This window comes from Paragemmobacter straminiformis, from assembly GCF_014243445.1.
GTDB lineage: Bacteria > Pseudomonadota > Alphaproteobacteria > Rhodobacterales > Rhodobacteraceae > Paragemmobacter > Paragemmobacter straminiformis.
The window spans coordinates 64821-90663 of record NZ_JACLQD010000003.1; the positions used below are offsets into that span (position 1 = coordinate 64821).

The 25843-nt window shown below is 65.5% G+C and carries 25 protein-coding genes; 15 read left to right on the plus strand and 10 right to left on the minus strand.

All coding sequences use genetic code 11. The features are described 5' to 3' along the window. Positions 1-24: 24 nt before the first annotated feature. The 4 genes from H7F16_RS10855 to H7F16_RS10870 all read right to left on the minus strand — a co-directional run bounded on the left by H7F16_RS10855 (position 25) and on the right by H7F16_RS10870 (position 4550). Complete coding sequence (locus H7F16_RS10855; protein WP_185797628.1) at positions 25-1122, minus strand: TRAP transporter substrate-binding protein; 1098 nt, start codon at positions 1120-1122, stop codon at positions 25-27. Between the two features lie 102 nt (positions 1123-1224). After that, positions 1225-2682, minus strand: coding sequence for a heme biosynthesis protein HemY (locus H7F16_RS10860; protein ID WP_185798117.1), 1458 nt, complete (start codon positions 2680-2682; stop codon positions 1225-1227). After that, a complete protein-coding gene (locus tag H7F16_RS19895; protein ID WP_185797629.1) occupies positions 2682-3764 on the minus strand; it encodes a COG4223 family protein in 1083 nt (360 codons plus the stop codon). Before H7F16_RS19895 ends, H7F16_RS10860 begins: the two co-directional genes overlap by 1 nt. A gap of 69 nt (positions 3765-3833) precedes the next feature. Continuing rightward, entirely contained in the window at positions 3834-4550 is a 717-nt protein-coding gene (locus H7F16_RS10870) for a uroporphyrinogen-III synthase (RefSeq protein WP_185797630.1), read from the minus strand. A 42-nt stretch (positions 4551-4592) separates the two neighbouring features. Between H7F16_RS10870 and tsaD the strand changes: the two genes are divergently transcribed. From tsaD to H7F16_RS10890, 4 genes are read left to right on the plus strand one after another with little or no spacing between them, the layout of a single operon-like run. After that, positions 4593-5684 (plus strand): tRNA (adenosine(37)-N6)-threonylcarbamoyltransferase complex transferase subunit TsaD, encoded by a 1092-nt coding sequence (gene tsaD, locus H7F16_RS10875; protein ID WP_185798118.1) that lies wholly within the window; start codon positions 4593-4595, stop codon positions 5682-5684. After that, positions 5681-6625, plus strand: a complete 945-nt coding sequence (locus H7F16_RS10880; RefSeq protein WP_185797631.1) for an NAD(P)H-dependent glycerol-3-phosphate dehydrogenase — start codon at positions 5681-5683, stop codon at positions 6623-6625. The genes tsaD and H7F16_RS10880 overlap by 4 nt, the downstream gene beginning before the upstream one ends. A gap of 3 nt (positions 6626-6628) precedes the next feature. Beyond that, a complete protein-coding gene (locus H7F16_RS10885) occupies positions 6629-6898 on the plus strand; it encodes a YciI family protein (RefSeq protein WP_185797632.1) in 270 nt (89 codons plus the stop codon). After that, positions 6898-7311, plus strand: coding sequence for an EVE domain-containing protein (locus H7F16_RS10890; protein WP_185797633.1), 414 nt, complete (start codon positions 6898-6900; stop codon positions 7309-7311). Before H7F16_RS10885 ends, H7F16_RS10890 begins: the two co-directional genes overlap by 1 nt. A 177-nt stretch (positions 7312-7488) precedes the next feature. On the opposite strand, the gene H7F16_RS10895 is transcribed toward H7F16_RS10890, so the two are convergent. Next, complete coding sequence (locus H7F16_RS10895) at positions 7489-7830, minus strand: DUF2853 family protein (protein ID WP_185797634.1); 342 nt, start codon at positions 7828-7830, stop codon at positions 7489-7491. Positions 7831-7979: 149 nt separating this feature from the next. Further along, the gene (gene ahcY / locus H7F16_RS10900) at positions 7980-9368 is read right to left on the minus strand and encodes an adenosylhomocysteinase (protein WP_185797635.1); all 1389 of its coding nucleotides are present in this window, start codon (positions 9366-9368) and stop codon (positions 7980-7982) included. A gap of 108 nt (positions 9369-9476) precedes the next feature. Here ahcY and H7F16_RS10905 point away from each other — a divergent pair, with 108 nt between their 5' ends. After that, positions 9477-10073 (plus strand): HD domain-containing protein, encoded by a 597-nt coding sequence (locus H7F16_RS10905; RefSeq protein WP_185797636.1) that lies wholly within the window; start codon positions 9477-9479, stop codon positions 10071-10073. Here H7F16_RS10905 and H7F16_RS10910 read toward each other — a convergent pair. The 3 genes from H7F16_RS10910 to H7F16_RS10920 all read right to left on the minus strand — a co-directional run bounded on the left by H7F16_RS10910 (position 10070) and on the right by H7F16_RS10920 (position 11687). Continuing rightward, complete coding sequence (locus H7F16_RS10910) at positions 10070-10387, minus strand: H-NS histone family protein (RefSeq protein ID WP_185797637.1); 318 nt, start codon at positions 10385-10387, stop codon at positions 10070-10072. The two genes, H7F16_RS10905 and H7F16_RS10910, sit on opposite strands and share 4 nt — an antisense overlap. Positions 10388-10457: 70 nt before the next feature. Then, positions 10458-11012 carry an ActR/PrrA/RegA family redox response regulator transcription factor gene (locus H7F16_RS10915; protein ID WP_185797638.1) on the minus strand — a complete coding sequence of 185 codons (555 nt, stop codon included), beginning with the start codon at positions 11010-11012 and terminating at the stop codon, positions 10458-10460. 60 nt (positions 11013-11072) lie between these two features. Beyond that, a complete protein-coding gene (locus H7F16_RS10920) occupies positions 11073-11687 on the minus strand; it encodes an SCO family protein (RefSeq protein ID WP_185797639.1) in 615 nt (204 codons plus the stop codon). A 90-nt stretch (positions 11688-11777) separates the two neighbouring features. Between H7F16_RS10920 and regB the strand changes: the two genes are divergently transcribed. From regB to hslV, 9 genes are all read left to right on the plus strand, one after another. Then, entirely contained in the window at positions 11778-13166 is a 1389-nt protein-coding gene (regB, locus tag H7F16_RS10925) for a sensor histidine kinase RegB (protein ID WP_185797640.1), read from the plus strand. A gap of 113 nt (positions 13167-13279) precedes the next feature. Then, positions 13280-14413 carry a PAS domain-containing protein gene (locus tag H7F16_RS10930; protein WP_185797641.1) on the plus strand — a complete coding sequence of 378 codons (1134 nt, stop codon included), beginning with the start codon at positions 13280-13282 and terminating at the stop codon, positions 14411-14413. Positions 14414-14452: 39 nt separating this feature from the next. Further along, complete coding sequence (gene tsaE / locus H7F16_RS10935; protein WP_185797642.1) at positions 14453-14905, plus strand: tRNA (adenosine(37)-N6)-threonylcarbamoyltransferase complex ATPase subunit type 1 TsaE; 453 nt, start codon at positions 14453-14455, stop codon at positions 14903-14905. Then, the gene (locus H7F16_RS10940; RefSeq protein WP_185797643.1) at positions 14905-15897 is read left to right on the plus strand and encodes an aminoglycoside phosphotransferase family protein; all 993 of its coding nucleotides are present in this window, start codon (positions 14905-14907) and stop codon (positions 15895-15897) included. Before tsaE ends, H7F16_RS10940 begins: the two co-directional genes overlap by 1 nt. Further along, positions 15876-16553 (plus strand): nucleotidyltransferase family protein, encoded by a 678-nt coding sequence (locus tag H7F16_RS10945; protein WP_185797644.1) that lies wholly within the window; start codon positions 15876-15878, stop codon positions 16551-16553. The genes H7F16_RS10940 and H7F16_RS10945 overlap by 22 nt, the downstream gene beginning before the upstream one ends. Then, on the plus strand, positions 16550-19444 hold the full coding sequence (locus H7F16_RS10950) for a PD-(D/E)XK nuclease family protein (RefSeq protein ID WP_185797645.1): 2895 nt from the start codon (positions 16550-16552) through the stop codon (positions 19442-19444). Before H7F16_RS10945 ends, H7F16_RS10950 begins: the two co-directional genes overlap by 4 nt. Then, the gene (gene addA / locus H7F16_RS10955; RefSeq protein ID WP_185797646.1) at positions 19441-22749 is read left to right on the plus strand and encodes a double-strand break repair helicase AddA; all 3309 of its coding nucleotides are present in this window, start codon (positions 19441-19443) and stop codon (positions 22747-22749) included. Before H7F16_RS10950 ends, addA begins: the two co-directional genes overlap by 4 nt. A gap of 58 nt (positions 22750-22807) precedes the next feature. Next, positions 22808-23134, plus strand: a complete 327-nt coding sequence (gene trxA, locus H7F16_RS10960) for a thioredoxin (protein WP_185797647.1) — start codon at positions 22808-22810, stop codon at positions 23132-23134. A gap of 111 nt (positions 23135-23245) precedes the next feature. Further along, a complete protein-coding gene (hslV, locus tag H7F16_RS10965) occupies positions 23246-23803 on the plus strand; it encodes an ATP-dependent protease subunit HslV (protein WP_185797648.1) in 558 nt (185 codons plus the stop codon). A 4-nt stretch (positions 23804-23807) separates the two neighbouring features. Here the strand turns inward: hslV and H7F16_RS10970 are convergent, their stop codons facing one another. After that, a complete protein-coding gene (locus tag H7F16_RS10970; RefSeq protein ID WP_185797649.1) occupies positions 23808-24410 on the minus strand; it encodes a WYL domain-containing protein in 603 nt (200 codons plus the stop codon). Between the two features lie 131 nt (positions 24411-24541). Here H7F16_RS10970 and hslU point away from each other — a divergent pair, with 131 nt between their 5' ends. Beyond that, positions 24542-25840, plus strand: coding sequence for an ATP-dependent protease ATPase subunit HslU (gene hslU / locus H7F16_RS10975; RefSeq protein ID WP_185797650.1), 1299 nt, complete (start codon positions 24542-24544; stop codon positions 25838-25840). Positions 25841-25843 lie beyond the last annotated feature (3 nt).

A 25843-nucleotide genomic window follows, 5' to 3' on the forward strand; every position in this document is an offset into this window, starting at 1 on the left:
CTTTCGATGCGCCTTTTGCCTGGACTACAGCTTTCCCGCGTTCTGCTGGAGCATCATGAAGGTGTCGTAGTTGTATTCGGCCACCTGCGACCATGTGTAATGCTCGGACCGGAAGGCCTTGATCGAACCCCAGATCTTGGCGAAGGCGGGGTTCGAGGCTTCCATTTCGGCATAAACCTCGTTGGCGGCGGTGAAGCAGGCCTGAAGGATTTCGGGCGAGAAGGGGCGAAGCTGCGCGCCCTGACCGACCAGGGTCTTGATGGCCGTGGGGTTCTTGTAATCGTAGTTCTGAAGCATGTTCGCATCGGTCGCCTGACAGGCGGTGCGGAGCAGCGCCTTGTAGGCGGGGGGAAGTTCTTCGTATTTCGCCTTGTTGAACATGAAGTGGACGGTCGGGCCACCCTCCCACCAGCCGGGGTAGTAGTAGTAGGGCGCGACTTTGACGAAGCCGAGTTTTTCATCGTCATAGGGGCCGACCCATTCGGCGGCGTCGATCGTGCCTTTTTCCAGCGCGGGATAGATGTCGCCGCCCGCGATTTGCTGCGGGACCACGCCCAGTTTTTCCAGCACCTTGCCCGCGAAACCGCCCACCCGCATCTTGAGACCGGAAAGATCGGCTACGGTCTTGATCTCTTTGCGATACCAGCCGCCCATCTGGACGCCCGTGTTGCCGCCGGGGAAGGCCACGATGTTCTGCGCGGCGAGGAATTCGTTATACAGGTCGATCCCGCCGCCGTGGTAGTGCCATGCGTTGATGCCACGGGCGGAGAGCGAGAAGGGGACGGCTGCGGCCAAGGCCCAGGTCGGATCCTTGCCCCAGTAGTAGTAACCCACGGTGTGACAGGCTTCGATATTGCCGGCTGTCACCTCGTCGGCCGCTTGCAGGCCGGGGACGAGTTCGCCGGCCGCGAAAACCTGCAACTGGAAATTGCCGTCGGTGGCTTCGGACAGGTGCTTGGAAAGAACCTCGGCCCCGCCATAGATGGTGTCGAGCGATTTCGGGAAAGACGAGGTCAGACGCCACGTCACCTTGGGTGCCGCCTGCGCAAGAGCGGGGGCGGCGAGGGTTACGGCACCTGCCCCGCCGATGGCGGCTTTGGTCAGGAAAGAACGGCGATCCATGAAACTTCCTCCCGTATTCTTGATGATTTGGTCGGGCAAGTTTCTGCAACCCTGCGGTGAATGCAAGCCTTTCAAATGGAACGCGGGCGGAATGACGCTGCGTCAGCCGCCACGGCGGACGATGGCTTCGACGTCGATCACTTCGGGTTCGGGCGCGGCGGGCGCCGGTTCGACCACGGGCTTCGGGGGCGAGACCATCAGCGGCAGGCTTTCGGCCCCTGTCGCGCTTGGCCCGGTCTTTTCGGGCGGTTCGCGCCACGAGAGCGTGTCGAAGCCGCCGCAATTGTCGCAGATCGGATCCCAGCTTGCGTGGACGGCCTGACACTTGTCGCAGCACCATTGCGGGCCGCGCGGGGCGGTCATCGCCTTGGCCATCCAGCCGCGCACCACGGCATCGTCGCTGCCCGACCCGCGTTCGATGGCGGCCATGATGGCAAGGGCGCGGCGGGTCGGATGGGTTTCGACAATGCTGCCCAAGGCGCGGCGGGCTTCGGGGTAATCTTCGGCCGCGATGTTGAGTTCGGCCATGAGAAGGCGCGTCTCTTCATGGTCAGGATGGTTGGCGACAAGGGTCTTGAACCGCTTGAGCCGCGCCTGGGGCGTTTCGGCGGGTTCGATATCGGCGAAGGCGGCGGCAAGGTCGGGGTGGGGTTTTGCGTCCCACGCCTTTTTCAGCACACGGGTGGCGGTTTTCCTGTCGCCCTTGTCGATCAGGGCGCGGGCGGCCATCGAGGCGGCGGGGATCAGGTCGGGTGATTGCTTGTTCGCCTCGATCGCGGCTTCGCGGGCTTCGGCGCTGGCGCCTTCGTCAAGCACGCCCTGGGCCTGTTGCAGGGCAAGCACGGCATCGCGGCGACGGTAGACATCTTTCGGCAGCGCGCCCGCCTTGAGCTTGGCGCCAAGGGTGGCGCGCGCGCCCTTCCAGTCGCGGCTTTCGGCCTGAAGCTTCAAAAGGATATCGTGGGTTTCAAGGTGCTTGGGTTTCAGCTCATGCGCCTTTTGCGCCAGTTTCAGGGCGGTTTCGGTATCGCCCTCGGCCAGCTTCTGGTTCAGGAGGCCACGGATGGCGACAAAGCGCGTCGTGTCCGAGGACAGCAGTTCCTTATACGCCTCGGTCGCGCGGCGGGTGTCTCCGGCGGCTTCGGCAGCCTGTGCCACGAGCAGGGTCGTCAGGTGCGGTTCGGCCAGATACTTCTCGGCCTTGATGGCACGGTTGAGGGCAAGGCGGCCTTCGCCTGCGGCAAGGGCCAACATGCCTTCGGTCAGGGCCTGAAACCCCTTGCGTTCGCGGTTGCGGTCGAAATAGCGCGAGATCGCGGTTTCATCCCCGTTGAGAAAGCGCAGGATGGCGACGAGAAGGCCCGCCAGTTTCATCACGAGCCAGAGGGCCGCGAACATGGCGGCCAGAAGGATCAGCGCCTGTAGCGGGCCAAGGGTGAATTCGTAGCCCGCCGCCTGAATATGCAGACCGCCACCCGTATCGAGCAGCACCCCCGCGCCAAGGGTGAGGGCGGCGACGATGAGAATGAAGAGCAGGACCTTGGCGAGCGTCCAGAGCATCATGCGCCTTTCTTGAGCGAAGCCAGCGCCGCTTCGGCATCGAGCCGGAGTTGGGCCTGGGCGATCCAGTCGGCAAGCGCGGGCTTGGCGGCTTCGGGCAGGGCGGCGAGTTCGGTCAGGGCCGTGGCGACATCGCCTGCGGAAAGGGCGGCTTCGGCGCGGGACAGGACGGCATCGGGGTCATCCCCTTCGCGCGGGGAGAGCGAGCGCAGGCCCGTCTGGCTGCGCAGGAAGGACGAGACGCGGTCTGTCCAGCTTTCGCCCATGTTGGCACGCAACGCGGCGGCAAGCGCATCACGCGCGGCGGCAGGGAACGCATCGCGCAGGGCGGCGACAGAAGGCAGGCCCGTGGCGGCATGGTCGGCCAAGGCGGGGGGCAGGTCGGGAAGGTCTGCCAAGGTGGCGGCAAAGGGCGCGCCCGAATCCATCGCGGCGGCGACCCTGTCGAGTGCGGCATCGCGGCGGGTCGCTTGCGCGGCGGCTTCGGCCTGCGCGGCAAGGGCGTTTGCCTTTTCCTCGGCCTGTTTCAGGCGGGCTTCGGCGGCTTCGACGGCGGCGGTGATGTCGGCGGGAACGGCGGCACCGTTGGAAAGGGTGGCGACTTGCTCCTGAAGGGCGGTCACCTGCGCGGCAAGGGCGGGGTCGGCGGCGCCTGCGGGGCGGGATTCGACGGCGGCCACGCGATCGGAGAGTTGCGTCAGGGCCGATTCGAGCGCGGCGAGGCGGTCGGCCAAACCGGCATCGGGGGCGGGAAGGGCCGCGATCTGGTCTTTCAGGGCCTGAAGCTCGGCGCTGCTGTCGGCCTGCGGGGGGGTGATGGCAAGAAGTCCGGGCTGAAGGCGGGCAAGGGCAAACCCTGCGCCCGCCGCAACCGCACCGCCCAGAACGAGCGCGAGGAAGGTCGCAGGGGCCGCGTTGCGCGGTGTCGCAGCCTTGGGCGCGGGTGCTTGCACTGGGGTGGCGGCAGGTTCGGCGGTGATTTCCGGCGCGGGCGCGGGGTGGGGCGTGTCGGGATCGGTGGCTTCGACGGTTGCCATAAGGTCGGCATCGGGTTGGGGGGTTTCGCTTTTGCCGCGTGCCATTGCCGTTCCTTTCGCCTCCCCGTCAGGCGGGGCTGTTGCGGCCACCCTAAACCCTTGCGGGCAAAGGGTTCAAGCGGCGGGGCCGTTCACAAAGATTGACACGGCGGTTAGCAGCGCGTCGGCGTCGGGTGCATCTGCCGTGGCAAGGCGGGCAGGGTGGAGCCGGGCAGCGGCTGACGCCACGGCGGGAGAGAGGGCCGCAACCAGAAGCGGGGCGCGGAACGGGCCGAGGCTGGCCAAGATTTCGGCGGTGCGCGGAGAGAAAAGCGGCAGCAGAACAGGCGTTTCGCCGTTCAGAAGCGCGGCGGCTTCGGGGCTGAGCGGTTGCGGGCGCTGGTCGTAGGTGACGGCTTGGCGCGTGGGAATGCCCGCAGCCGTCAGGATGGCTGCGATATCGCCCCGCGTGTCGGCGCCGCGCAGGTGAAGAAGGGGGCCGCTTTCCCCCGACCCGCGGATCAGGGCGATCAGGGCCGCGGCATCGCCCTTGGCCGATACGGCGGCAAAGCCGGCAGCGGCGGCGGCGGCGGCGGTTCGGTCACCCACGCAATAGGCCCGGCGCGGAAGGCCGGGAAAGCGGGCCGAGGTGACAGCGGTTTCCGAGGTGAAAACCAGCGCCGAGAAGGCAAGCGCCGGGATCTCGGGCACAAGGTAGGCGGGTGCGATAACGGGCGAGGTGGTGACCGCGATGCGGTTACCGAAGCGGTCGGCCAGTTGCGCGGCGAAACGGTCGCCCTGTGCTTGCGGGCGGGTCAGAAGCACGGAGAGGGGGCGGGATTGCGGGGTCATGCTTGCGGTGTTACCCCGATGGAAACCCTGCGGGCAATGGATATGGCACGGCTGACCTTTCTTGGCATCGAATCGAGCTGCGACGATTCCGCGGCTGCGGTGGTGCGGCTGGGCGAGGGGGGGGCAGAAATCCTGTCATCCATCGTCGAGGGGCAGGTGGCGCTGCATGCCGATTTCGGCGGTGTGGTGCCGGAGATCGCGGCGCGGGCGCATGCCGAGCGGCTGGATGGCTGCGTGGAGCGGGCCTTGGCCGAAGCGGGGCTGACGCTGGCCGAGGTGGACGGCATCGCGGTCACAAGCGGGCCGGGGCTGATTGGCGGGGTGCTGTCGGGCGTGATGCTGGCAAAGGGGCTGGCGGCAGGATCGGGCAAGCCGCTGGTCGGGGTGAACCATCTGGCAGGGCATGCGCTGACGCCACGGCTGACGGACGGGTTGGCGTTTCCCTATCTTATGCTGCTGGTGTCGGGCGGGCATTGCCAGTTTCTGATCGCGCATGATGTGGACAGGTTCGAGCGGCTGGGCGGCACGATCGACGATGCGCCGGGCGAGGCGTTCGACAAGACGGCGAAGCTGCTGGGGCTGGCGCAACCCGGTGGTCCGGTGGTGGAGCGCGAGGCGGCACTTGGAGATGCGGGGCGGTTCCGCTTTCCGCGCCCGCTTCTGGACCGCGAAGGCTGCGATATGAGCTTTTCGGGCCTGAAAACCGCGCTGCTGCGGGCGCGGGATGCGCTGGTGGCGGAAAAGGGCGGGATCACCGTGCAGGACCGCCGCGACCTGTGCGCGGGGTTTCAGGCGGCGGTGGCGGCGGTGCTGGCCGAAAAGACGCGGCGGGCTTTGGCGGTCTATCTCGACCATTCTCCGGCAGAACCCGCTTTGGCCGTGGCGGGGGGTGTGGCCGCGAACGGGGCCATTCGGGCAGGGTTAGAGACTGTTTGCGCGGCTGCGGGGGTGCGGTTTCTGGCGCCGCCCCTGCGGCTTTGCACCGACAATGCGGCGATGATCGCCTGGGCCGGGATCGAGCGGTATCGGGCGGGGATCGGGGACGAGGGCGATCTGGTCGCCCGTCCGCGTTGGCCGCTGGATGCTTTGGCCGCGCCCATGATCGGGTCAGGCAAAAAGGGGGCCAAGGCGTGATCGGGGTCGTCGGAGCGGGCGCTTTCGGCACGGCTTTGGCGGTTGCGCTGGCGCGGGACGGGCGCGCGGTGCGGCTGTGGGGGCGGGACGTCACGGCGCTGGCGGCGCGGCGGGAGTCGGCGCGTCTGGCGGGGGTGAGGCTGCCCGAAAACGTCACTATCACCGCTGAAATCGCAGATTTGCGCGGGGCCGAGGCGGTGCTTCTGTCGCTGCCGATGCAAGCCTTGGGCGGGTTTCTGGCCCATGCCGGATTGCAGGCGGAAAGGCTGGTGGCCTGTTGCAAGGGGGTGGACCTGCGCACCCTGACGGGGCCTGCGGCGGTGATCGCGGCGGCCTGCCCCGATGCAACGGTGGCGCTGCTGACGGGGCCGAGTTTTGCTGCCGATATCGCGCGGGGGCTGCCCACGGCCCTGACGCTGGCCTGTGCCGACGAGGCCGAGGGCGAGCGGTTGCAGCATCTGCTGGCGACGCCCGTGTTGCGGCTTTACCGGACGGCCGATGTGGCGGGGGCCGAGCTGGGCGGGGCGTTGAAGAACGTAGTCGCCATCGCGGCGGGCGTGGTGATCGGCGCGGGGCTGGGAGATTCGGCGCGGGCGGCGCTTATGACGCGCGGCTATGCCGAGATGGTGCGGCTTGCCCTGTCGCTTGGCGCGCGGGCCGAGACGCTGGCTGGGTTGTCGGGGTTTGGTGACCTTGTGCTGACCTGCACTTCGGAGCAGTCGCGCAACTTTCGCTTTGGCCGTGCGCTGGGCGCGGGGGCCGGGTTCGACCCGACCGTGACGGTCGAGGGGGCGGCCACGGCGCGGGCGGTGGCGCGGCTGGCGGCGGAGCGGGGGATGGATATGCCCGTGACGGCGATGGTGGCCGCGCTGGTCGATGGCGGGATTGACCTTTCGGCGGCAATCCAGTCCCTTTTGAGCCGACCTTTGAAAGCGGAGTGAACCATGCGCGTGGCGCTGATCTGTATCGACAAGCCTGACCACCTGCATGTGCGGCAGGAAAACCGCGCGGCGCATCTGGCCTATATCGAGGCGACCGGAGTGGTCGAGATGGCGGGGCCGTTTCTGGACGGTGACAGCATGTGCGGATCGCTTGTGGTGCTTGAGGTCGAGAACCTCGACGCCGCGAAGGCCTGGGCGGCGGAGGATCCCTATGCCAAGGCGGGGCTTTTCGCCTCGGTCGATATCCGTGCGTGGAAGAAGGTGATCGGCTGATGGCCTTTTGGCTGCTGAAATCCGAGCCCGATGTTTTCGGCTGGCCGCATCTGGTGGCCAAAGGAGAGGCGGGCGAGGAATGGAGCGGCGTGCGGAACTATCAGGCGCGCAACAATATGCGGGCGATGCAGGTCGGGGAGCTAGCGTTCTTTTACCATTCCAACATCGGCAAAGAGATTGTCGGGGTGATGGAGGTGATCCGCACATCTGCCCCCGACAGCACGACGGACGATCCGCGTTGGGATTGCGTGATGCTGCGGGCCAAGCAGGCCTTCAAGCGCGGTGTCGGGCTGGACGAGATCAAGGCCACGCCGGGGCTGGAAGGGATGGTTCTGGTGAAGAACTCGCGCCTTTCGGTGCAGCCTGTGACGGCGGATGAATGGGCGCTGATTTGCCGGATGGGCGGGCTGTAAAACGGAGGGCCCCGCACCCCTACGGGACCCTCCATCCACCCCACGCGCTCCCCATAGCACCACGCGTGACTGTAAATCGGGTCCCGGGCATCCTGCCCTGTTCGTGAAATCTGCCGCAATGCGGGCGATTCCGCAAAGCGGAACTGCCCGGCATTTTAGGCGAATTGGCGGGAAGGATCAGGCGTAGACGGCCTCTTTGCCGAAATGCTTGACCAGCATGTAATAGATCACGGCGCGGTATTTGTTCCGCTCGGATTTGCCGTAGGTGTCGATCACGGCGGCAATGGCTTCGGCAAGTTTGGGGCTGTCGGGCAGACCCAGTTTCTTGATGAGGAAGTTCTTTTTCAGGGTTTCAAGCTCGGACGGGTCCGATGCGGCGACGGTTTCGCTGTCGGCGCTGTAGATCGCGGGGCCGCAACCTATGGTGACCTTTTCCAGAAGGGCGAGGTCGGGGTTGATCTTGCATTTCGTTTTCAGGTCTTCGGCGTATTTGGCGACGAGTTCGGTGCGTTTGCTCATGACGAAGCGTCCCTGTTGACTGCGGCTACACCCGCAGAGCGAATGGTAAACGCAACCTGAAACGGAACAAGCGGGAAGTGCGCTGCGGGTTTCATGCAAAAAGGCCCGGGGCGCGTGCGCCCGGGCCTTTCGCCAGCCTTGCGGCAGGATCAGTAGCGGTAATGTTCCGACTTGAACGGGCCTTCGGGTTTGACGCCGATATAGGCGGCCTGTTCGGCGCGCAGTTCGGTAAGTTTGACGCCGATCTTCTTGAGGTGCAGACGCGCGACCTTTTCATCGAGGTGCTTGGGCAGGATGTAGACGCCGGGGGCGTAATCCTGACCTTTGGTCCAAAGCTCGATCTGGGCCAGCACCTGATTGGTGAAAGAGGCCGACATCACGAAGGACGGGTGACCCGTGGCGTTGCCGAGGTTGAGCAGACGACCTTCGGAGAGAAGGATGATGCGGTTGCCCGAGGGCATCTCGATCATGTCCACCTGTTCCTTGATGTTCGTCCACTTGTGGTTGCGCAGGGCGGCGACCTGGATTTCGTTGTCGAAGTGGCCGATGTTGCCGACGATCGCCATATCCTTCATCTCGCGGATATGTTCGATGCGGATGACGTCGCGGTTGCCGGTGGTGGTGATGAAGATGTCGGCGGTTTTCACCTCGTCTTCCAGCAGGGTCACTTCGAAGCCGTCCATCGCGGCTTGCAGCGCGCAGATCGGGTCAACCTCGGTCACCTTCACGCGGGCGCCTGCGCCGCGCAGCGAGGCGGCGGAGCCTTTGCCCACATCGCCGTAACCGCAGACCACGGCGACCTTGCCGGCCATCATGGTGTCGGTGGCGCGGCGGATGCCGTCGACCAGCGATTCCTTGCAGCCGTATTTGTTGTCGAACTTCGATTTCGTGACCGAGTCGTTCACGTTGATCGTCGGGAAGGGCAGTTGGCCGTTCTTGTGCAGTTCGTACAGGCGGTGGACGCCCGTGGTGGTTTCTTCCGAGACGCCCTTGATCGCGGCCTTGGTCTTGGTGAAGAAACCGGGGGTTTCCTTCATGCGCTTGAGGATCTGCTTCTTGATCACCTCTTCCTCTTCCGAGGCGGGGACGGGAATGATCTCTTCACCCGCTTCGGCGCGGGCGCCGAGGAGGACGTAAAGCGTGGCGTCGCCGCCGTCGTCGAGGATCATGTTCGCGCCCTCGGGGAACATGAAGGATTTGTCGAGGTAATCCCAATGCTCGGTCAGGGTTTGGCCTTTGACGGCAAAGACCGGAATGCCCGCGGCGGCGATGGCGGCGGCGGCGTGGTCCTGGGTCGAGAAGATGTTGCACGATGCCCAGCGCACATCGGCGCCAAGGAATTTCAGCGTTTCGATCAGGACGGCGGTCTGGATCGTCATGTGCAGCGAACCGACGATGCGGGCGCCTTTCAGCGGCTGGGACGCGCCGAACTCTTCACGGCAAGCCATCAGACCGGGCATCTCGGTTTCGGCGATGACCAGTTCCTTGCGGCCGAACTCGGCCAGTGCGATGTCCTTGACTATGTAATCGGTCGGCATGTGCCTCTCCTTGAACCCTTGATTTTGCAGGGGCAGATAGCACGGACCGTGCCACTCGACAATCCGACGCGGGCTTGGGTAGGGTTTGGCATCGACAGGGAGACGGGAATGCGACAGCCGCGCGCGTGGCAAAGGATGCTTTCGGGGCGCAGGCTTGACCTGCTGGACCCGACTCCGGTCGATATCGAGGTGGAGGATATCGCGCACGGGCTGGCCTTTGTCGCGCGGTGGAACGGGCAGACGCGGGGGGATTGGCCCTATTCCGTGGCCGAGCATTCCCTGCTGGTCGAGGCGATCTTTGCGCGGGCCAATCCGGGGGTGGGCGCGCGCTGGCAACTGGCGGCCCTGCTGCATGACGCGCCGGAATATGTGATCGGCGATATGATCAGCCCCGTAAAGGCCGCCATCGGGCCGGACTACGGCGTGCTGGACGAACGCCTGACGGCGGCGGTGCATCTGCGCTTTGGCCTGCCCAGCGCGCTACCCGTTCCGATCAAGAAGGCGATCAAGGCGGCGGACAAGGTTTCGGCCTGGCTCGAGGCGGTGCAGATTGCCGGTTTCGCCGTGGCCGAGGCGGACCAGCTGTTCGGCAAGCCCGATGCATTGGTGGTGCGCGGGCTGGAAATAAGATTAAGGCCGCCGGCAGAGGTGCGGGCGGCCTTTGTTTTGCGGCACGGTGAATTACTGGCGGCCTGCGCGGCTTAAAGCGCCATATCTTCCGGACGTTTACCCGATTTCAGTGCGGCATCGAACCAGCGCGGTTTGCGCCCGCGACCCGACCATGTTTCGGCGGTATTGGCGGGATTGGCATATTTTGCGGTGGCGGGCGCACGCTTGCGGGGAACCGAGTTTCCGGTCAATTCGGCAAGGGAAAAGCCCATTTGGCGGGCCTTTTCTTCCAGTTCGGCCAAAGCCAGTTTCTTTTTGCGATCCTCGAACGAGGCAATGGCGCGCGCCACTTGCGATTGCAGGTCCTTGAGTTCCTTCAAGGACATTTCATTGAGATTAATGTCAGCCATGATCTACTTCCCCAAATGATCAATTAGGGGCGTTTTAAGCGCGGAATCAAATTATGGCAAACGAATTGATTTAGCGGGGGCTGCGCTTTGCCAGAATGCGCTGAAGCGTGCGGCGGTGCATGGAAAGGCGGCGCGCGGTTTCCGATACGTTGCGGTCGCACATTTCATAGACGCGCTGGATATGTTCCCAACGCACGCGATCGGCGGACATGGGGTTTTCCGGCGGGGCGGGAAGGGATTCTGCCTTGGACAGCAGGGCGTTGGTGATGTCGTTGGCATCGGCGGGTTTCGACAGGTAGTCGGTCGCGCCGATCTTGACGGCAGCAACGGCGGTGGCGATCGCGCCATATCCGGTCAGCACCACGATGCGGCAATCGGGGCGGCGTTCGCGCAAAACCTCGACCACGTCGAGGCCATTGCCATCTTCGAGACGCAGGTCGACCACGGCATAGGCGGGCGGGCGGGCTAGGGCGATGGCGCGGCCTGCGGCAACGCTTTCGGCGGTTTCGGGAATGAAACCGCGCTTTTCCATCGCCTTGGCAAGCCGTTTTACAAAGGGTTCGTCGTCATCGACCAAAAGCAGGCTGCGGTCCGGCCCCAATTCGGCAAGCAGATCATCGGCCATGTCTTTTCCCCTTCAGGCAATGCGGAAAAAGACTAGGCGCTTCTCCGGTTGCGGTCAATTTCACTTGGACAGGTAGCAGGCGGTGCGTTCGGCAATCTGGTCGGCGGTATCATCGCGGCGAAAGAAATCGACAAAACCGACCTTGGGCAGAACGAGATAGGTAAAGGTCGAATGGTCCATCAGGTAATATTGCGGGTCATCGCCTTCCTGTTTCTTGAAATAGGTGCGGTATGCTTTGGACGCCTGCTGCACCTGTTCGGCTGAACCGGTCAACGCGATCATCCGGTCATCTATGTTGGAGGTGAACTCCTTCAAGGCCTCGGGGGTGTCGCGTTCAGGGTCGATGGAAATGAAAACCGGCTGAACATCGAACCCCTGCTCGGTCAGGATATCGACCGCTTCGGCATTGCGGGCGGTGTCGAGGGGGCAGACATCGGGGCAGAAGGTATAGCCGAAATAGATCAGGCTGGGTTTGGTAAGGACCTCGGCGCTGGTGACGGTTTTGCCGTCCTGATTGACCAAGGTAAAATCGCCGCCGATGTCGCCGCCACCCACCGAGCTGGTGCGGCAATCGGCATAGGGGTCATCGGAGGCCGCATAGCGGGTGTAGGCATAGGTTCCGCCCAGACCGGCAACGACGACGGCCACCGCTAGTCCCGCCAAATACCTGTCCATTCCGTCGCCCCCGCTGCTTTCCGCGTTGCATTGATCCGTTATAGGCTGCGGCTTAACAATGCGAAACTTCGTCATGCAAGGCCTTGTCCCATGTCCAGCACCGGTTTCGGCCTTTTGTCGCAGACGACGCGCAGCGACTGGGTGCGGTTGCGGACGCTTATATTGTTGCGCTGGCTTGCCATCGGCGGACAGTTGGCGGCGATCACCGTGGCGGATCAATTCTACGGGATCGTGCTGCCGCTGGGGCTTTGCTACATGGCGGTCGGTGCGTCGGTCATTGCCAACCTGATCTCGATTTTCGTCTATCCGGAAAACAAGCGGCTGAGCGAACTCGAGGCGATGCTGACGCTGCTGTTCGATTTGTCGCAGCTTTCCTTTCTGCTTTACCTGACGGGCGGGCTGACCAACCCCTTTGCGTTGCTGATCCTTGCCCCCGTGACGATTTCGGCCTCGGCGCTGGAATTGCGGACGACGCTGGTGCTGGGGGCGCTTGCGATCCTGTTCACCACGATCATCACGCTGGTCAACGTGCCGCTGCGGCTGGCGAATGGCGTGGCGCTGCGGGTGCCTGTGGTGTTCGAATTCGGCTTCTGGCTGGCGATCGTGATCGGGATCGTCTTTCTGGGTGTCTATTCGCGGCGGGTGTCGACCGAGATCAGGTCGATGTCGGACGCGCTTTTGGCAACGCAGATGGCGCTCGCCCGCGAGCAGAAGCTGACCGATCTTGGCGGGGTGGTGGCGGCGGCGGCGCATGAGCTGGGCACGCCGCTTGCGACCATCAAGCTGGTGAGCGCCGAGATGATGGAAGAGCTGGCCGACAATCCGCAGATGTTCGAGGATGCCAAGCTGATCCGCGATCAGGCCGACCGCTGCCGCGACATTCTGCGCGGGATGGGGCGGGCGGGGAAAGACGACCTGCATCTGAGGAATGCCCCGCTGGAATCGGTGCTGCGCGAGGCGGCGGAACCGCATCTCGGGCGGGGAAAGACGCTGCACTTCACCGTCTATCCCGGTCCGGGCGGATCTGAGCGGCAACCTGTCATTCTGCGACGACCCGAGGTTATTCACGGGTTGCGGAACCTGATCCAGAACGCCGTGGATTTCGCGGCGGGCAATGTCTGGGTTGACGGGGAATGGACCGAAAGGCTGGTGACCGTGCGGATCGTCGATGACGGGGCGGGCTATCCGGCGCAGGTGATCGGGCGGATCGGTGACCCCTTTGTGCGGTCGCGGCGGTCGGCGCAGGACCTTGAGAAACGGCCGGAATACGAGGGGATGGGTCTGGGCCTGTTCATCGCCAAGACGCTTTTGGAGCGGACAGGGGCGGAGCTTTCCTTTGCCAACGCCTCGGACCCTTTCCTGCAACCGGACGAACGGCCCGAACGCTGCGGCGCCATCGTCGAACTGGTCTGGCAGGCGGCCGAGATCATCGCGCCCGAGGGGGGTGTGACGGGCAGCAACCGGCCCATCGAGATCTGAGCGGAAAATAATGTTCGATTTCGTATGAAAATGGCCGCTTCGCCGTTTTAGGTTAATTAAACCTTTACGATTTCTCCCCGAGGTTGAGCCCGTGGTCTTCGGGATGGAATGTGATGGATGTCTGGTTTCTTGTGCAATCCGGCGCTGCGCTGGCGGTTGGCTTTGCCCTGATCGCGCTGGTTCTGGCGGGGCGACACGGGGCAAAGCACGGGGCGGCGGGGGGCGGGCTTGATCCGGATGCCTTGGCGATTCCGGTCTGGTCGGTCGATGTGACGGGGTTGGTGACGGCGCGGAATGCGGCCTGCCGGACGCTGGGCGAAGCGCTGCCCGCCGCTGCGGGACGGGTCGAGATCGCGTCGCATTGGTACGAGGTGATGGCCCAGCAATCCGGCGGGGGGCGGATGTTTGCCGCCGTGCCGATGGATGCGGCGGTGCGGGCGGAATCCGCGCTGCGCGACTTTCGCAACACGATGGGGGATACGTTCGCCCAATTGGCGCTTGGGCTTGGCCTGTTCGATGCGGCGGGGCGGTTGCAGATGTTCAATCCGGCTTTCGGTGAATTGGCGGGGGTGCCGGTCGATTTTCTGTTGCGGCGCCCGCATCTGGGCGCGCTGCTCGACGCGCTGCGCGACCGTGGCATGTTGCCCGAGCCGAAGGATTGGCGCGGATGGCGGCAGATGATGCTGGAATTGCCGTCGGGCAGCACGACCTATGAGGAGGTTTGGGGACTGGCCGGGGGCGTGACCTATCGGGCGACGTTGCGACCACAGGCCAAGGGAGCCTTTGCGCTGCTGCTTGAGGACATATCGACCGAGATGTCGCGGTCGCAACGCTATCGGGCCGATATGGAGCTTTCACAAGCGGTGATCGACACGCTGGACGAGGCGATTGCCGTCTTTGCCGGCACGGGGCAGCTGGTGCTGAGCAATGCCGCCTATGCCGAATTGTGGGGCCATGACCCCGGCGCGATGATCGGCGAGGGGAGCATAAGGCGGATCGCGGCGCATTGGCGCGAGGTTTCGGCCCCGACGCCGCTGTGGTCCGAGATCGAGGAGTTCATCGGCACGACCGGCCTGCGGGATGGCTGGCGGGCCGAGGCGCGGTTGCGTGACGGGCGGCTGATCGCCTGCCGCATCGCGCCGATCCGCGAGGGGGCGACTTTGGCGGCCTTTCGCCCCGTGTTGCCCGATGGCGCGCTGCCCGAGCGGGCGGCGGTGCTGCGGTATCAGGACATCCGCGCTGGCTGACGTCTTGCGGACAGGGCGGGGCGCGGTAAGACTGCGGGGATGATCCTGACGATTGCCCTGCCTGACGAGGAAGCCACCGCCCGCCTGGGCGTCTGGCTTGCCGGACATTTGCAGGGGGGCGAGACGCTGCTGCTGGAAGGGCCGATCGGGGCGGGAAAATCGCATCTGGCGCGGGCGCTGATACGGGCGCGGCTGGGGCGGTGGGAGGATGTGCCCTCGCCCACGTTCACGCTGGTGCAGGTGTATCAGGCCGATGTCGAGATCTGGCATGCCGACCTGTATCGGCTGACGCATCCGGACGAGGTGTTGGAACTGGGGCTGGAAGATGCCTTTGGCCATGCGATCTGTCTTGTGGAATGGCCTGACCGGCTGGGATCGGCCCTGCCGGAACAGGCGGTGCGCATTGCCTTGCGGGCCGAGGGCGAGGGGCGTTTGGCGCTGGTCACGGGCGATGCGCCGTGGATGGCCGATCTGGCGCAGGAGTTTGCCTGATGGACCGCAGGGCGCTTTCCGAGGCTTTCGTGGCAAAGGCCGGTTGGGGCGATGCCGGGCGGCGGTTTCTGGCGGGCGATGCCTCGGACCGGAGCTATGACCGTTTGGTGCGGGGCGGCGCTTCGGCGGTGCTGATGGATGCGCCGCCGGGCAAGGGGGACGATCCGGCGGTCTTTGCGGCGATGGCCGCGCATCTGGCAGGCTTGGGGCTATCGCCTCCGCGCGTGCTGGCTGCGGATTACGAAAACGGGTTCCTGCTGCTGGAAGATCTGGGCGACGGGCTTTATGCGCGGCTTTTGCAGCGCGAGCCGGAGCGGGAGGCAGAGCTTTACGCGGCGGCGGTGGATGTGCTGGTGGCGGTGCAGGCGGCGCCCGCGCCGAAGGGCTTGCCGGATCTGGCGGCCGGAGACTGGGCCACGGCGGCCGAATTCGCCTTTGGCTGGTACAAGCGGGCGGTCACGGGGGACGGGTCGGGCGACCTGTCGGTTCTGGCGCGGCTGATGCGCGAGCATGCAGACGGACCGCGTGTGTTGATCCTGCGCGATTACCACGCGGAGAACCTGCTGTGGTTGCCCGATCGGCAGGGCGTGGCGCGGGTGGGGTTGCTGGATTTCCAGCTCGGCCAGATGGGGCAGGCGGGCTATGATCTTGTATCGCTGTTGCAGGACGCGCGGCGGGATGTGTCAGAGGCGACCGAGGCCGCGATGATCGCGCGGTTCGTGGCAGCGACGGGGGCGCGCGGGTTCGATGCGGCCTATGCCGTGCTTGGGGCACAACGGGCGCTGCGGATATTGGGCATCTTTGCGCGGCTGTGTCTGGTCGCCGGAAAAGCCGGATATGTCGATCTGATCCCGCGGGTCTGGGGGCAGTTGCACCGCAATCTGGCGCATCCGGCGCTAGCGCCGTTGCGGGCTAGCTGCGCGCTGTTGCCAGAGCCGACGCCAAGGAATTTGCAAAGGATACGCGCGCAATGCGGCACGATTTCCCCCTGATGCTGTTCGCGGCGGGGTTTGGCACGCGGATGGGCGCACTGACCGCCGACCGCCCCAAACCGCTGATCGAAGTGGCAGGCAAGCCGCTGATCGACCATGCCTTGGCGCAGGCCGAAGGGGTGGGCCGGATCGTGGCCAATGTGCATTACAGGCCCGAGGCGCTGGCGCGGCATCTGGAGGCGCGCGGGGTGGCCGTATCGCGCGAGGACCCGATCCTTGAAACCGGCGGGGGGTTGCGGACGGCGCTGCCCCTGCTGGGCGAGGGGCCGGTGATGACGCTGAACACCGATGCGGTCTGGACCGGAGAAAACCCGCTTTCGCAACTGCAAGAGGCATGGGACCCCGCGCGGATGGACGGGTTGCTTTTGCTGCTGCCGGACCATGCGGTCGGCAAGGGTGCCGGTGATTTCGTGATGGATGCCGAGGGCCGGTTGAACAGGGCCAAGGGCGCGCGGGGGGCGGTTTACCTTGGCGCGCAGATTCTGCGGCCCGAGGGTCTTTTGGCCATAACAGAGACTGTTTTTTCGGTGAACCTGCTGTGGGACCGGATGATCGCCAAGGGGCGGCTGTTCGGTGTGCGGCATCGGGGTCAGTGGTGCGATGTAGGGCATCCGGCAGGGATTGCGGATGCCGAGAAAATGCTGGGTTACACATGAGCAAGGTTTTCGGGCTGGCGGCTGGCATCGACTTTCCGGCCATTCTGGTGGCGGGGCTGCGGGCACGGATGGCGGGGCAGGCGCCCGAGGCGATGGCGGGGGTGACGCTTTATCTGAACACCCAGCGCATGCGGCGGCGGGTGACCGAGATTTTCGCGGCAAGCGGGGCCGCCTATCTGCCGCGCCTGCGGCTTGTGACGGACCTTGGGCAGGATATGCTGATGGCGGGGGTTCCGGCGGCGGTGTCGGGGCTGCGGCGACGGCTTGAGTTGACGCAGCTTGTGGCAGGGTTGCTGGCCAAAGAGCCGGACCTTGCGCCACGGGCGGCGCTGTATGATCTGGCCGACAGCCTTGCCACCCTGATGGACGAGATGCAGGGCGAAGGGGTGACACCCGACCGTGTGGCGGCGGTCGATGTCTCGGAACATTCGGCGCATTGGGCGCGCACCAAGGCATTTCTGCGGATCGTGACGCCGTTCTTTCAGGACGGCGCACCCGACGCGCAGGCGCGGCAGCGGATGGTCGTCGAGCGTCTGGTTGCGCGCTGGGCGGCGAACCCGCCGCAGGAGCCGGTGATCGTGGCAGGCTCGACCGGGTCGCGCGGGACAACGGCGCTGCTGATGCAGGCTGTCGCGTCTTTGCCGCAGGGCGCGCTTGTGCTGCCCGGTTTCGATTTCGACATGCCGCCCGATGTATGGGACCGGATGGGCGACGCGATGACGGCCGAGGACCATCCGCAGTTCCGCTACAAGCGGCTGATGGATGCGCTGGACATCGGGCCTGCGGATGTGCGGGTCTGGCACGATGCGGCGGTGCCGGACGCGGGGCGCAACAAGCTTGTGTCGCTGTCGCTTCGGCCTGCGCCGGTGACTGACCAGTGGCTGACCGAGGGCGAGGGATTGCCCGACCTGCTTGCGGCCACTTCGGGACTGACCCTGATCGAGGCGCAGACGCCGAGGGCCGAGGCCTTGGCGATTGCGCTGATGTTGCGCGAGGCGGCAGAGAACGGGGTGCGGGCGGCGCTGGTTTCACCCGACCGGATGCTGACGCGGCAGGTGACGGCGGCGCTGGACCGCTGGGGCATCATGCCCGACGATTCGGCGGGGCGGCCCTTGGCGCTGTCGCCTCCGGGGCGGTTCTTGCGGCATGTCGCAGGCCTGATGGGGCGCAAGCTGACATCGGACGCGCTGCTGGCCTTGCTGAAGCATCCGTTGACGATGTCGGGGGGCGGGCGCGGGCTGCATTTGAAGCTGACGCGGGAATTGGAGCTGGAGGTGCGGCGCAAGGGGCCGGCCTTTCCGACGGGCGCGCATCTGCGCAACTGGGCCAAGGGGCGCAAGGACGAGGGGGCCGCGGACTGGGGCGAAGCGATCGCTGCGGCGCTGGAAGATCTGGCAGGGGCAGGCGTGGCCGATCTGGCCGACCATATCGCGCTGCATCGCCATGTGGCCGAACGGCTTGGCGGGGTGGAATTGTGGGAGAAGGAGGCGGGGCAGAAGGCGCTGGAGCTTGTCGAGGAGTTGCAGGCCGAGGCCGATGCGGGAGGCGTTCTGGAGGTGCCGGATTACCGCGACCTGTTCGAGGCGATTCTGGCGCGGGGCGAGGTGCGCGAAAGCGTGACACCCCACCCGGATATCATGATCTGGGGCACTCTCGAGGCGCGGGTGGCGGGGGCGGAGCTGGTGATCCTTGGCGGATTGAACGACGGTATCTGGCCGAAGCTGCCCGAACCCGACCCCTGGCTGAACCGCAAGATGCGCAAGGATGCGGGGCTGCTTTTGCCCGAGCGGCAGATCGGTCTTTCGGCGCATGACTACCAGCAGGCGATTGCAGCCCCCCGCGTGGTGCTGACGCGGGCCACGCGAAATGCCGAGGCGGAAACCGTGCCGTCGCGCTGGTTGAACCGCTTGATGAACCTGATGGAGGGTTTGCCCGCGAAAAACGGAAAGCGCGCGCTCGGGGCGATGCGCGAGCGCGGGCGGGTCTGGACGCGGCGGGCGGTGGTGCTGGAAGCGCCCGTTGCACCGGTTGCGCCGGCGCACCGCCCGTCGCCTCGCCCGCCGGTCGGGGTGCGGCCGCGGCGGTTGGCGGTGACGAAGATTGCCACGCTGATCCGCGACCCCTATGCGATCTACGCGCGCTATATCCTGCGGCTTTTCCCACTCGACCCGCTGCGGCCCGAGGCGGATGCCGCGCTGCGCGGGCAGGTGTTGCACAAGATTCTGGAAGAGTTCGCCAAGGGGCGGTTGGCGGAAGAAACGCGGGAAGCGGCCAAGGCCCGGCTGATGGCCGTCGCCGAGGCGGTCTTGCTGGAATACACGCCCTGGCCTGCGGCGCGGGCGCTGTGGCTGGCGCGGTTGATGCGGGCCGCGGATTTCTTCCTGAGCTTCGACGCCCAGCGCGGCGGGGTGCCTGTGACACTGGAGGAAAAGGGCAGGGTTGCGCTTGCGGGGGTGGATTTCACGCTGGAAGGCACGCCCGACAGGATCGACCGTTTGCCGGACGGGTCGCTTCACATCATCGACTACAAGACCGGAACGCCGCCGACCGAGGCGCAGCAGAAGGCTTTTGACAAACAGCTTTTGCTGGCGGCGGCGATGGTCGCGCGTGACGGTTTCAAGGGGCTTGAGGGGTCAGAGGTTTCGCTGATCAGCTATGTCGGTCTGGGCAGCAACCCGAAGGCCGAGGAAACGCCCATTACCGAGGCGGTGACGGACGAGGTTTGGGAAGGCTTGTGCAAGCTGGTCGCGCATTACATGACCGAAGGGGCGGGCTATACCGCGCGGCGGGCCGTGATGAAGGAACGCTTTGCCGGCGACTATGACCACCTGTCACGCTATGGCGAATGGGAAACGACCGATGATCCGGTTGCCGAGGAGGTGGGCAGATGAGCGTTCCGGCCTTTGAACGGCAGGTGCAGGCCTCGATGCCCGACGCCTCGACCTGGCTTTCGGCGAATGCGGGGTCGGGCAAGACGCGGGTGCTGACCGACCGCGTGGCACGGCTGCTGCTGAAGGGGGTAGAGCCGCAGCATATCCTGTGCCTGACCTATACCAAGGCGGCGGCGACCGAGATGCAGAACCGCCTGTTCAAGCGGTTGGGCGAATGGGCGATGCTGCCCGATGCCGATCTGCGCAAGTCGCTGGCCGCGCTGGGCGAGGCGGGGCGGCTGGACGCGGAATTGCTGTTGCAGGCGCGGCGGCTGTTCGCGCGGGCCATCGAAACGCCGGGGGGATTGCGGATTCAGACGATCCATTCCTTTTGCGCCACCTTGTTGCGGCGGTTTCCGCTGGAAGCGCAGGTTTCACCGCAGTTCAGGGAATTGGACGACCGCACCGCCAAGATGATGCGAAACGAGATCGTCGAGGAATTGGCCGAAGCGGGGCACCCTTCGGTGGCCGAGGTGGCGCGGGCCTGGACGGGCGAGGATTTCGGAACGCTGATCGGGCAGATCGTGGGGCAGCGCGCGAAATTCGCGCAAGAGATGACCCAAGCCGAGGCGCGGCTGCTGTTCGGCGTGAAGCAGGGCGAGACGTTCGAGACCTTGCTGGGGGATGTGTTCCTTGGGGACGAGGGTGTCTGGATGCCTGCGGTGGTGGCCGCGATGGCAAAGGGGTCGGCGACCGATGTGAAGGGGGCCGAAAGGCTGGCAGCGCTGGATTTCGCGGCGCCGACGATGGCCACGCTTTTGGCCTGCGAGGAGCAATTCCTGTTCAAGACGGGCGAGAAGGCGAACACGGCCAAGATCGGCGGCTATCCCACCAAGGACACGCGCAAGGCGCTTGGCGCCGGGATGGACAGGCTTGAACAGCTTATGGGTCGTGTGGAAGCCGCCCGCGTCGCGCGCTGCGGGTTGATGGCGATGGAGCGGGCCATGACGCTGCATCGTTTCGCACAGGCGTTCCTGCCGCTTTACGAGGACCGCAAGGCACGGGGCGGGTGGCTGGATTTCGATGACCTGATCACGCGGGCGCGGATGGTTCTGACCGATCCGGGGGTGGCGGCCTGGGTGCTGTTCCGGCTGGACGGGGGAATTGACCATATCCTTGTGGACGAGGCGCAGGATACCAGCCCCGAACAGTGGCGGGTGATCGAAAGTCTTGCGGCCGAGTTCACCGCCGGACGGTCGGCGCGGGATGTGGAGCGGACGCTTTTTGTCGTGGGCGACAAGAAACAGTCGATCTATTCGTTCCAGGGTGCGGATGTGGCGGCGTTCGATGCCAAGCACGGGACGTTCGAGCAGCAGTTCCGCGCCGTCGGGCGGATGTTCCAGAACCTCGAGCTGGAATACTCCTTCCGCTCGTCGCCTGCGATCTTGCGGGTGGTGGATGAAACCCTGAAGGACCGCTTCCCCCATGCGCTGGGCGACAAGGTGCAGCATATCGCCTTTCGCGGCGAGATGGCGGGGCGGGTCGATCTTTGGCCGCTGATCGAGAAGGCCGAGCAGACGCCCGACGACGACTGGAAAAACCCCGTCGATCTGGTGACCGAAGAACACCATTTCGCGCGGCTTGCAGGGCAGATCGCCGACGAGATCAAGGCGATGATCGATGCCGGCACCTCGATTCCGCTGGCCGAGGGGGGGTCGCGGCCGGTGCATGCGGGGGATTTCCTGATCCTTGTGCAGCGGCGGTCGGACCTGTTTCAAGAGATCATCCGCGCGTGCAAGGCGCGGGGTCTGGCGATTGCGGGCGCGGACCGGCTGAAGCTGGGGGCAGAGCTGGCGGTCAGGGACATCGCGGCGTTGCTGGCCTTTCTGGCAACGCCCGAGGACGATCTTTCGCTTGCCGCGGTGCTGCGGTCGCCGTTGTGCGGGTGGAGCGAGGCGCAGCTTTTCGCGCTGGCACAGCCGAGAAAGGGCTATCTGTGGCAAGAGATGCGGCAGCGCGCCGAAGAATTTGCGGAAACCTTTGCGATGCTGTCGGACCTGCTTGATGAGGCCGATTTCCTGCGGCCTTTCGATCTGATCGAGCGGGCGCTGACACGCCATGACGGACGCCGCCGGTTGCTGGCGCGGCTGGGGGCCGAGGCCGAGGACGGGATCGACGAGTTGCTGTCGCAGGCGCTGCAATACGAGCAGACCGAGGTGCCGAGCCTGACGGGATTTCTGACCTGGCTTTCGACCGACGAGGTCGAAGTGAAGCGGCAGATGGACAGCGAGGGGCAGCGCATCCGCGTGATGACGGTGCATGGCGCAAAGGGCCTCGAGGCGCCGATCGTCATTCTTCCCGACACGGGCGACCGCAAGATTCAGGACCGGGACGAAGTGGTCGAGGTTTCGGGGCGGCCGGTCTGGCGCACCCCTGCCGAAACCAGCCCGCCTGCGATCACGGCGGCGCAGGCCGAGCGGAGGGCGCGCGTTCAGGCCGAAAACCTGCGGCTGCTCTATGTGGCGCTGACGCGGGCGCGGGTCTGGCTGATCGTCTGCGGTGCGGGCGAGGTGAAGACCGAGGGCGCGTGGTGGAAGCTGGTCGAGCAGGGGATGAAGCACGCGGGGGGCGAGGAAATCGGGGGCGGGCGGCTGCGCCATGCCTTTGGCGACTGGCCTGATCCGGCGGCGCGGGTCGAGGTGGTCGAAGCGGCGGTCGCGCTGCCGGATTGGGCGGGGCATTCGGCGGCCGAGCCTGCACGCGCGGCGCGGCTGCTTTCGCCTTCGGACCTTGGCGGGGCGAAGGCCATCGCGGGCGACGGGTTGGATGAAGATGCCGCCAAGGCGCGCGGAACGGCGCTGCATCTGTTGCTGGAACATTTGCCCGATGCGGATGATCCGGCAGGGGTGACCGCGGCTTTGGTGCCCGATGCCACGTTGCGGGCGGACCTGCTGGCCGAGGCGCAGGGCGTGATCGCCGCACATCCGGCGCTGTTCGATGCGGATCCGGCAGGGGTGGCGCTGGCCGAGGTGGTGGTGACGGCGGATTTGCCGCAGGGGCGGATGCTGGGCACGATCGACCGGCTGCTGATCGGGCCGGACCGTGTTCTGGCGGTGGATTACAAATCGAACCGCGTGGTGCCGAAGCGGGCCGAGGACGTTCCCGAGGGCATTTTGCGGCAAATGGGCGCCTATGCCGAGGCGTTGCGGCAGTTGCACCCCGAAAAGCGCGTCGAGGTGGCGGTTTTGTGGACCCGCGATGCCAGCCTTATGCCGTTGGACCCCGAAATGCTGCGGGCGGCCTTGCTGCGGTCTACCATCACTTGACGTTCTGTCGCCGCATCCCTAGGTTTCTTGCCCGATAGCCGCATTTGGAGAGATGAAGATGGGCAACGCTACCGTCGCCGTGACCGATGCCACCTTCGACGCCGAGGTCCGCCAGTCGGACGTTCCGGTCGTGGTGGACTTTTGGGCCGAATGGTGCGGCCCTTGCCGCCAGATCGGTCCGGCGCTTGAAGAACTCGCCACGCAATACGCGGGCAAGGTGAAGATCGTCAAAGTGAACGTCGACGAAAACCCCGACAGCCCCGCCCAACTGGGTGTGCGCGGGATTCCGGCGCTGTTCCTGTTCAAGGACGGTCAGGTGGTTTCCAACAAGGTCGGCGCGGCCCCCAAGGCAGCGCTGGAAAACTGGATCCAGTCGGCGATCTGACCGCCTGCGCGTTTGCGTGAATTTCGGGGCGGTCCTGACGGGCCGCCCTTTTGTTTCGGTCGGGCATGGTGCGCAATGAATGCGCACCCTACGGGATTTCGGAGGCATTCGATGAGCGATGACAGGTTTCCCGGTTGGCACGGAACCACGATCCTTGCGGTGCGCCGCGGGGGCGAGGTGGTCGTGGCGGGTGACGGGCAAGTCAGCCTTGGCCAGACGGTGATCAAGGGATCGGCGCGCAAGGTGCGGCGGCTGTCGCCCGGCGGGCGCGATGTGGTCGCGGGTTTTGCCGGATCGACCGCGGATGCCTTTACGCTGCTTGAGCGGCTGGAGAAGAAGCTCGAGGCGGCGCCGGGGCAATTGGCGCGGGCTTGTGTCGATCTGGCCAAGGATTGGCGGATGGACAAGTATCTGCGCAACCTCGAGGCTATGCTGATCGTGACGGACGGGCGCGATCTTTACGTCATCACCGGCGCGGGCGATGTGCTGGAGCCCGAGCATGACATCGCGGCCATCGGGTCGGGCGGGAATTATGCGCTGGCCGCCGCGCGGGCGCTGATGCTTACCGACATGGCGGCCGAGGATGTGGCCCGCAAGGCGATGGCGATTGCCGCCGACATCTGCGTTTACACCAACGGCAACCTGACGGTCGAGACGATCCGGGCCTGACCGGTCAGGCCCGCTGTTTTTCGACCAGACCTTGCAGCAGGGTCAGCCGGTCGGCGGAAAAATCGCCGTCGCACAGGCTGATGCCGTCCATCGCGCGGACGAAGAACTGGCGATAGCCCTGACGGAGCGCACACCACGCCATGAGTTTTACCCCCTGTGGCGGATGGACAAGCGCGAGGGGCAGAACCTGACGCTGCGAGGGTTCGTCATTCTGGTCGGTGTAGGAAAAGACGACCGGACGGGCGCGGGTGATCGCGCCGTGCAGAAGATCAAGCGCCTCGATCCGCGCGGGGGGCAGGTCGGGGCGGTAGTATCCGGCGGGGCGAACGTCGAGGGCGGCGTAAAGCCGGGCGAGAAGCGCGCCCTCGGGATCGGTTTCGGCAAGGCGGGCAATGGCTTCGCGGGCGGCGCGGGCTGCCACGGGGTCGCCGCGATAGCCGGCAAGGGCTAGGCCGCGCAGCGCGGCATCGCGCAGGGCGGGATCGACGGCCAAAGCTGCGGGCTGCGCGGCGGCGACAGGTTTCGCAAGACCCAATGATGCGGCGCCCGAGGCCAGCACTTGCGCGAAAGCGCGGCGGGTGAGTTTGGAGAAGGGCGCTTGGGACATTGGAATACTCGTCAACAACAGATGCGCAGGGGTATATGCAATCAGAGGGTGAATCAAGCTTTTCGCCAAGCCGCCCTTGGCCTGACCTTTAACAGGGGTTACATCGGGACGGGCGTTGAAAGGATACCCTCATGACCAACCTGACCCCGCGCGAAATCGTGTCCGAGCTGGACCGTTTCATCATCGGGCAGCGCGATGCCAAGCGGGCGGTGGCGGTGGCGCTGCGCAACCGCTGGCGGCGCAAATTGCTGGGCGACGATCTGCGGGACGAGGTTTACCCCAAGAATATCCTGATGATCGGGCCGACTGGCGTGGGCAAGACCGAGATCAGCCGCCGTCTGGCAAAGCTGGCGAAGGCGCCTTTCCTGAAGGTCGAGGCGACGAAGTTTACCGAAGTGGGCTATGTGGGCCGCGATGTGGACAGCATCATCCGCGATCTGGTCGATGCGGCGATGGTCGAGACGCGGGCGCGGATGCGCGACGATGTGAAGGCCAAGGCGCAGAAGGCGGCGGAAGAGCGGGTCATCGAGGCATTGGCGGGCAAGGACGCGCGCGAGCAGACGCGCGAGATGTTCAGGGCCAAGCTGAAGCGCGGTGAGCTGGACCAGACGGTGATCGAGCTTGACGTGCCGGACGCCGCGATGCCTGCGGGCATGTTTCCCGGCGGAAACGGGATGGAATTGCAGATGCAGGGCTTGCAGGACCTGTTCAAGGCGTTCGGCGGGCGCACCAGCCGCAAGCGGATGACGGTGGCCGACAGCTATGACATTCTGATCGGGCAGGAAGCCGACAAGCTGCTGGACGACGAGGCGGTGAAGGCCACGGCCCTTGAGGCGGTGCAGGAAAACGGGATCGTCTTTCTTGACGAGATCGACAAGATCTGTGCGCGGGCCGATGCGCGCGGCGCCGATGTGAGCCGCGAGGGGGTGCAGCGCGATTTGCTGCCGCTGATCGAGGGAACCACGGTTTCGACGAAATACGGGCCGGTCAAGACGGACCACATCTTGTTCATCGCAAGCGGGGCGTTCCACATCGCCAAGCCTTCGGACCTGTTGCCGGAATTGCAGGGGCGCTTGCCCATTCGCGTGGAACTGACGGCCCTGACCGAGGACGACTTTGTCCGTATCCTGACCGAAACGGAAAACGCGCTGACCTTGCAATATTCCGCGATGATGGCGACCGAGGAGGTTACCGTATCGTTTACCACCGACGGCATCGCCGCGATTGCCCGCATTGCCGCCGAGGTGAACCGCAGTGTCGAGAATATCGGGGCGCGGCGGCTGTATACGGTGATCGAACGGGTGTTCGAGGAGCTTTCTTTCAGCGCACCGGACCGGTCGGGGGAAACCGTAACCGTGGATGCGGCGTTTGTCGAAGCGAACATCGGCGCGCTGTCACGGTCAGCCGATCTTTCCCGTTACGTGCTGTAAGTT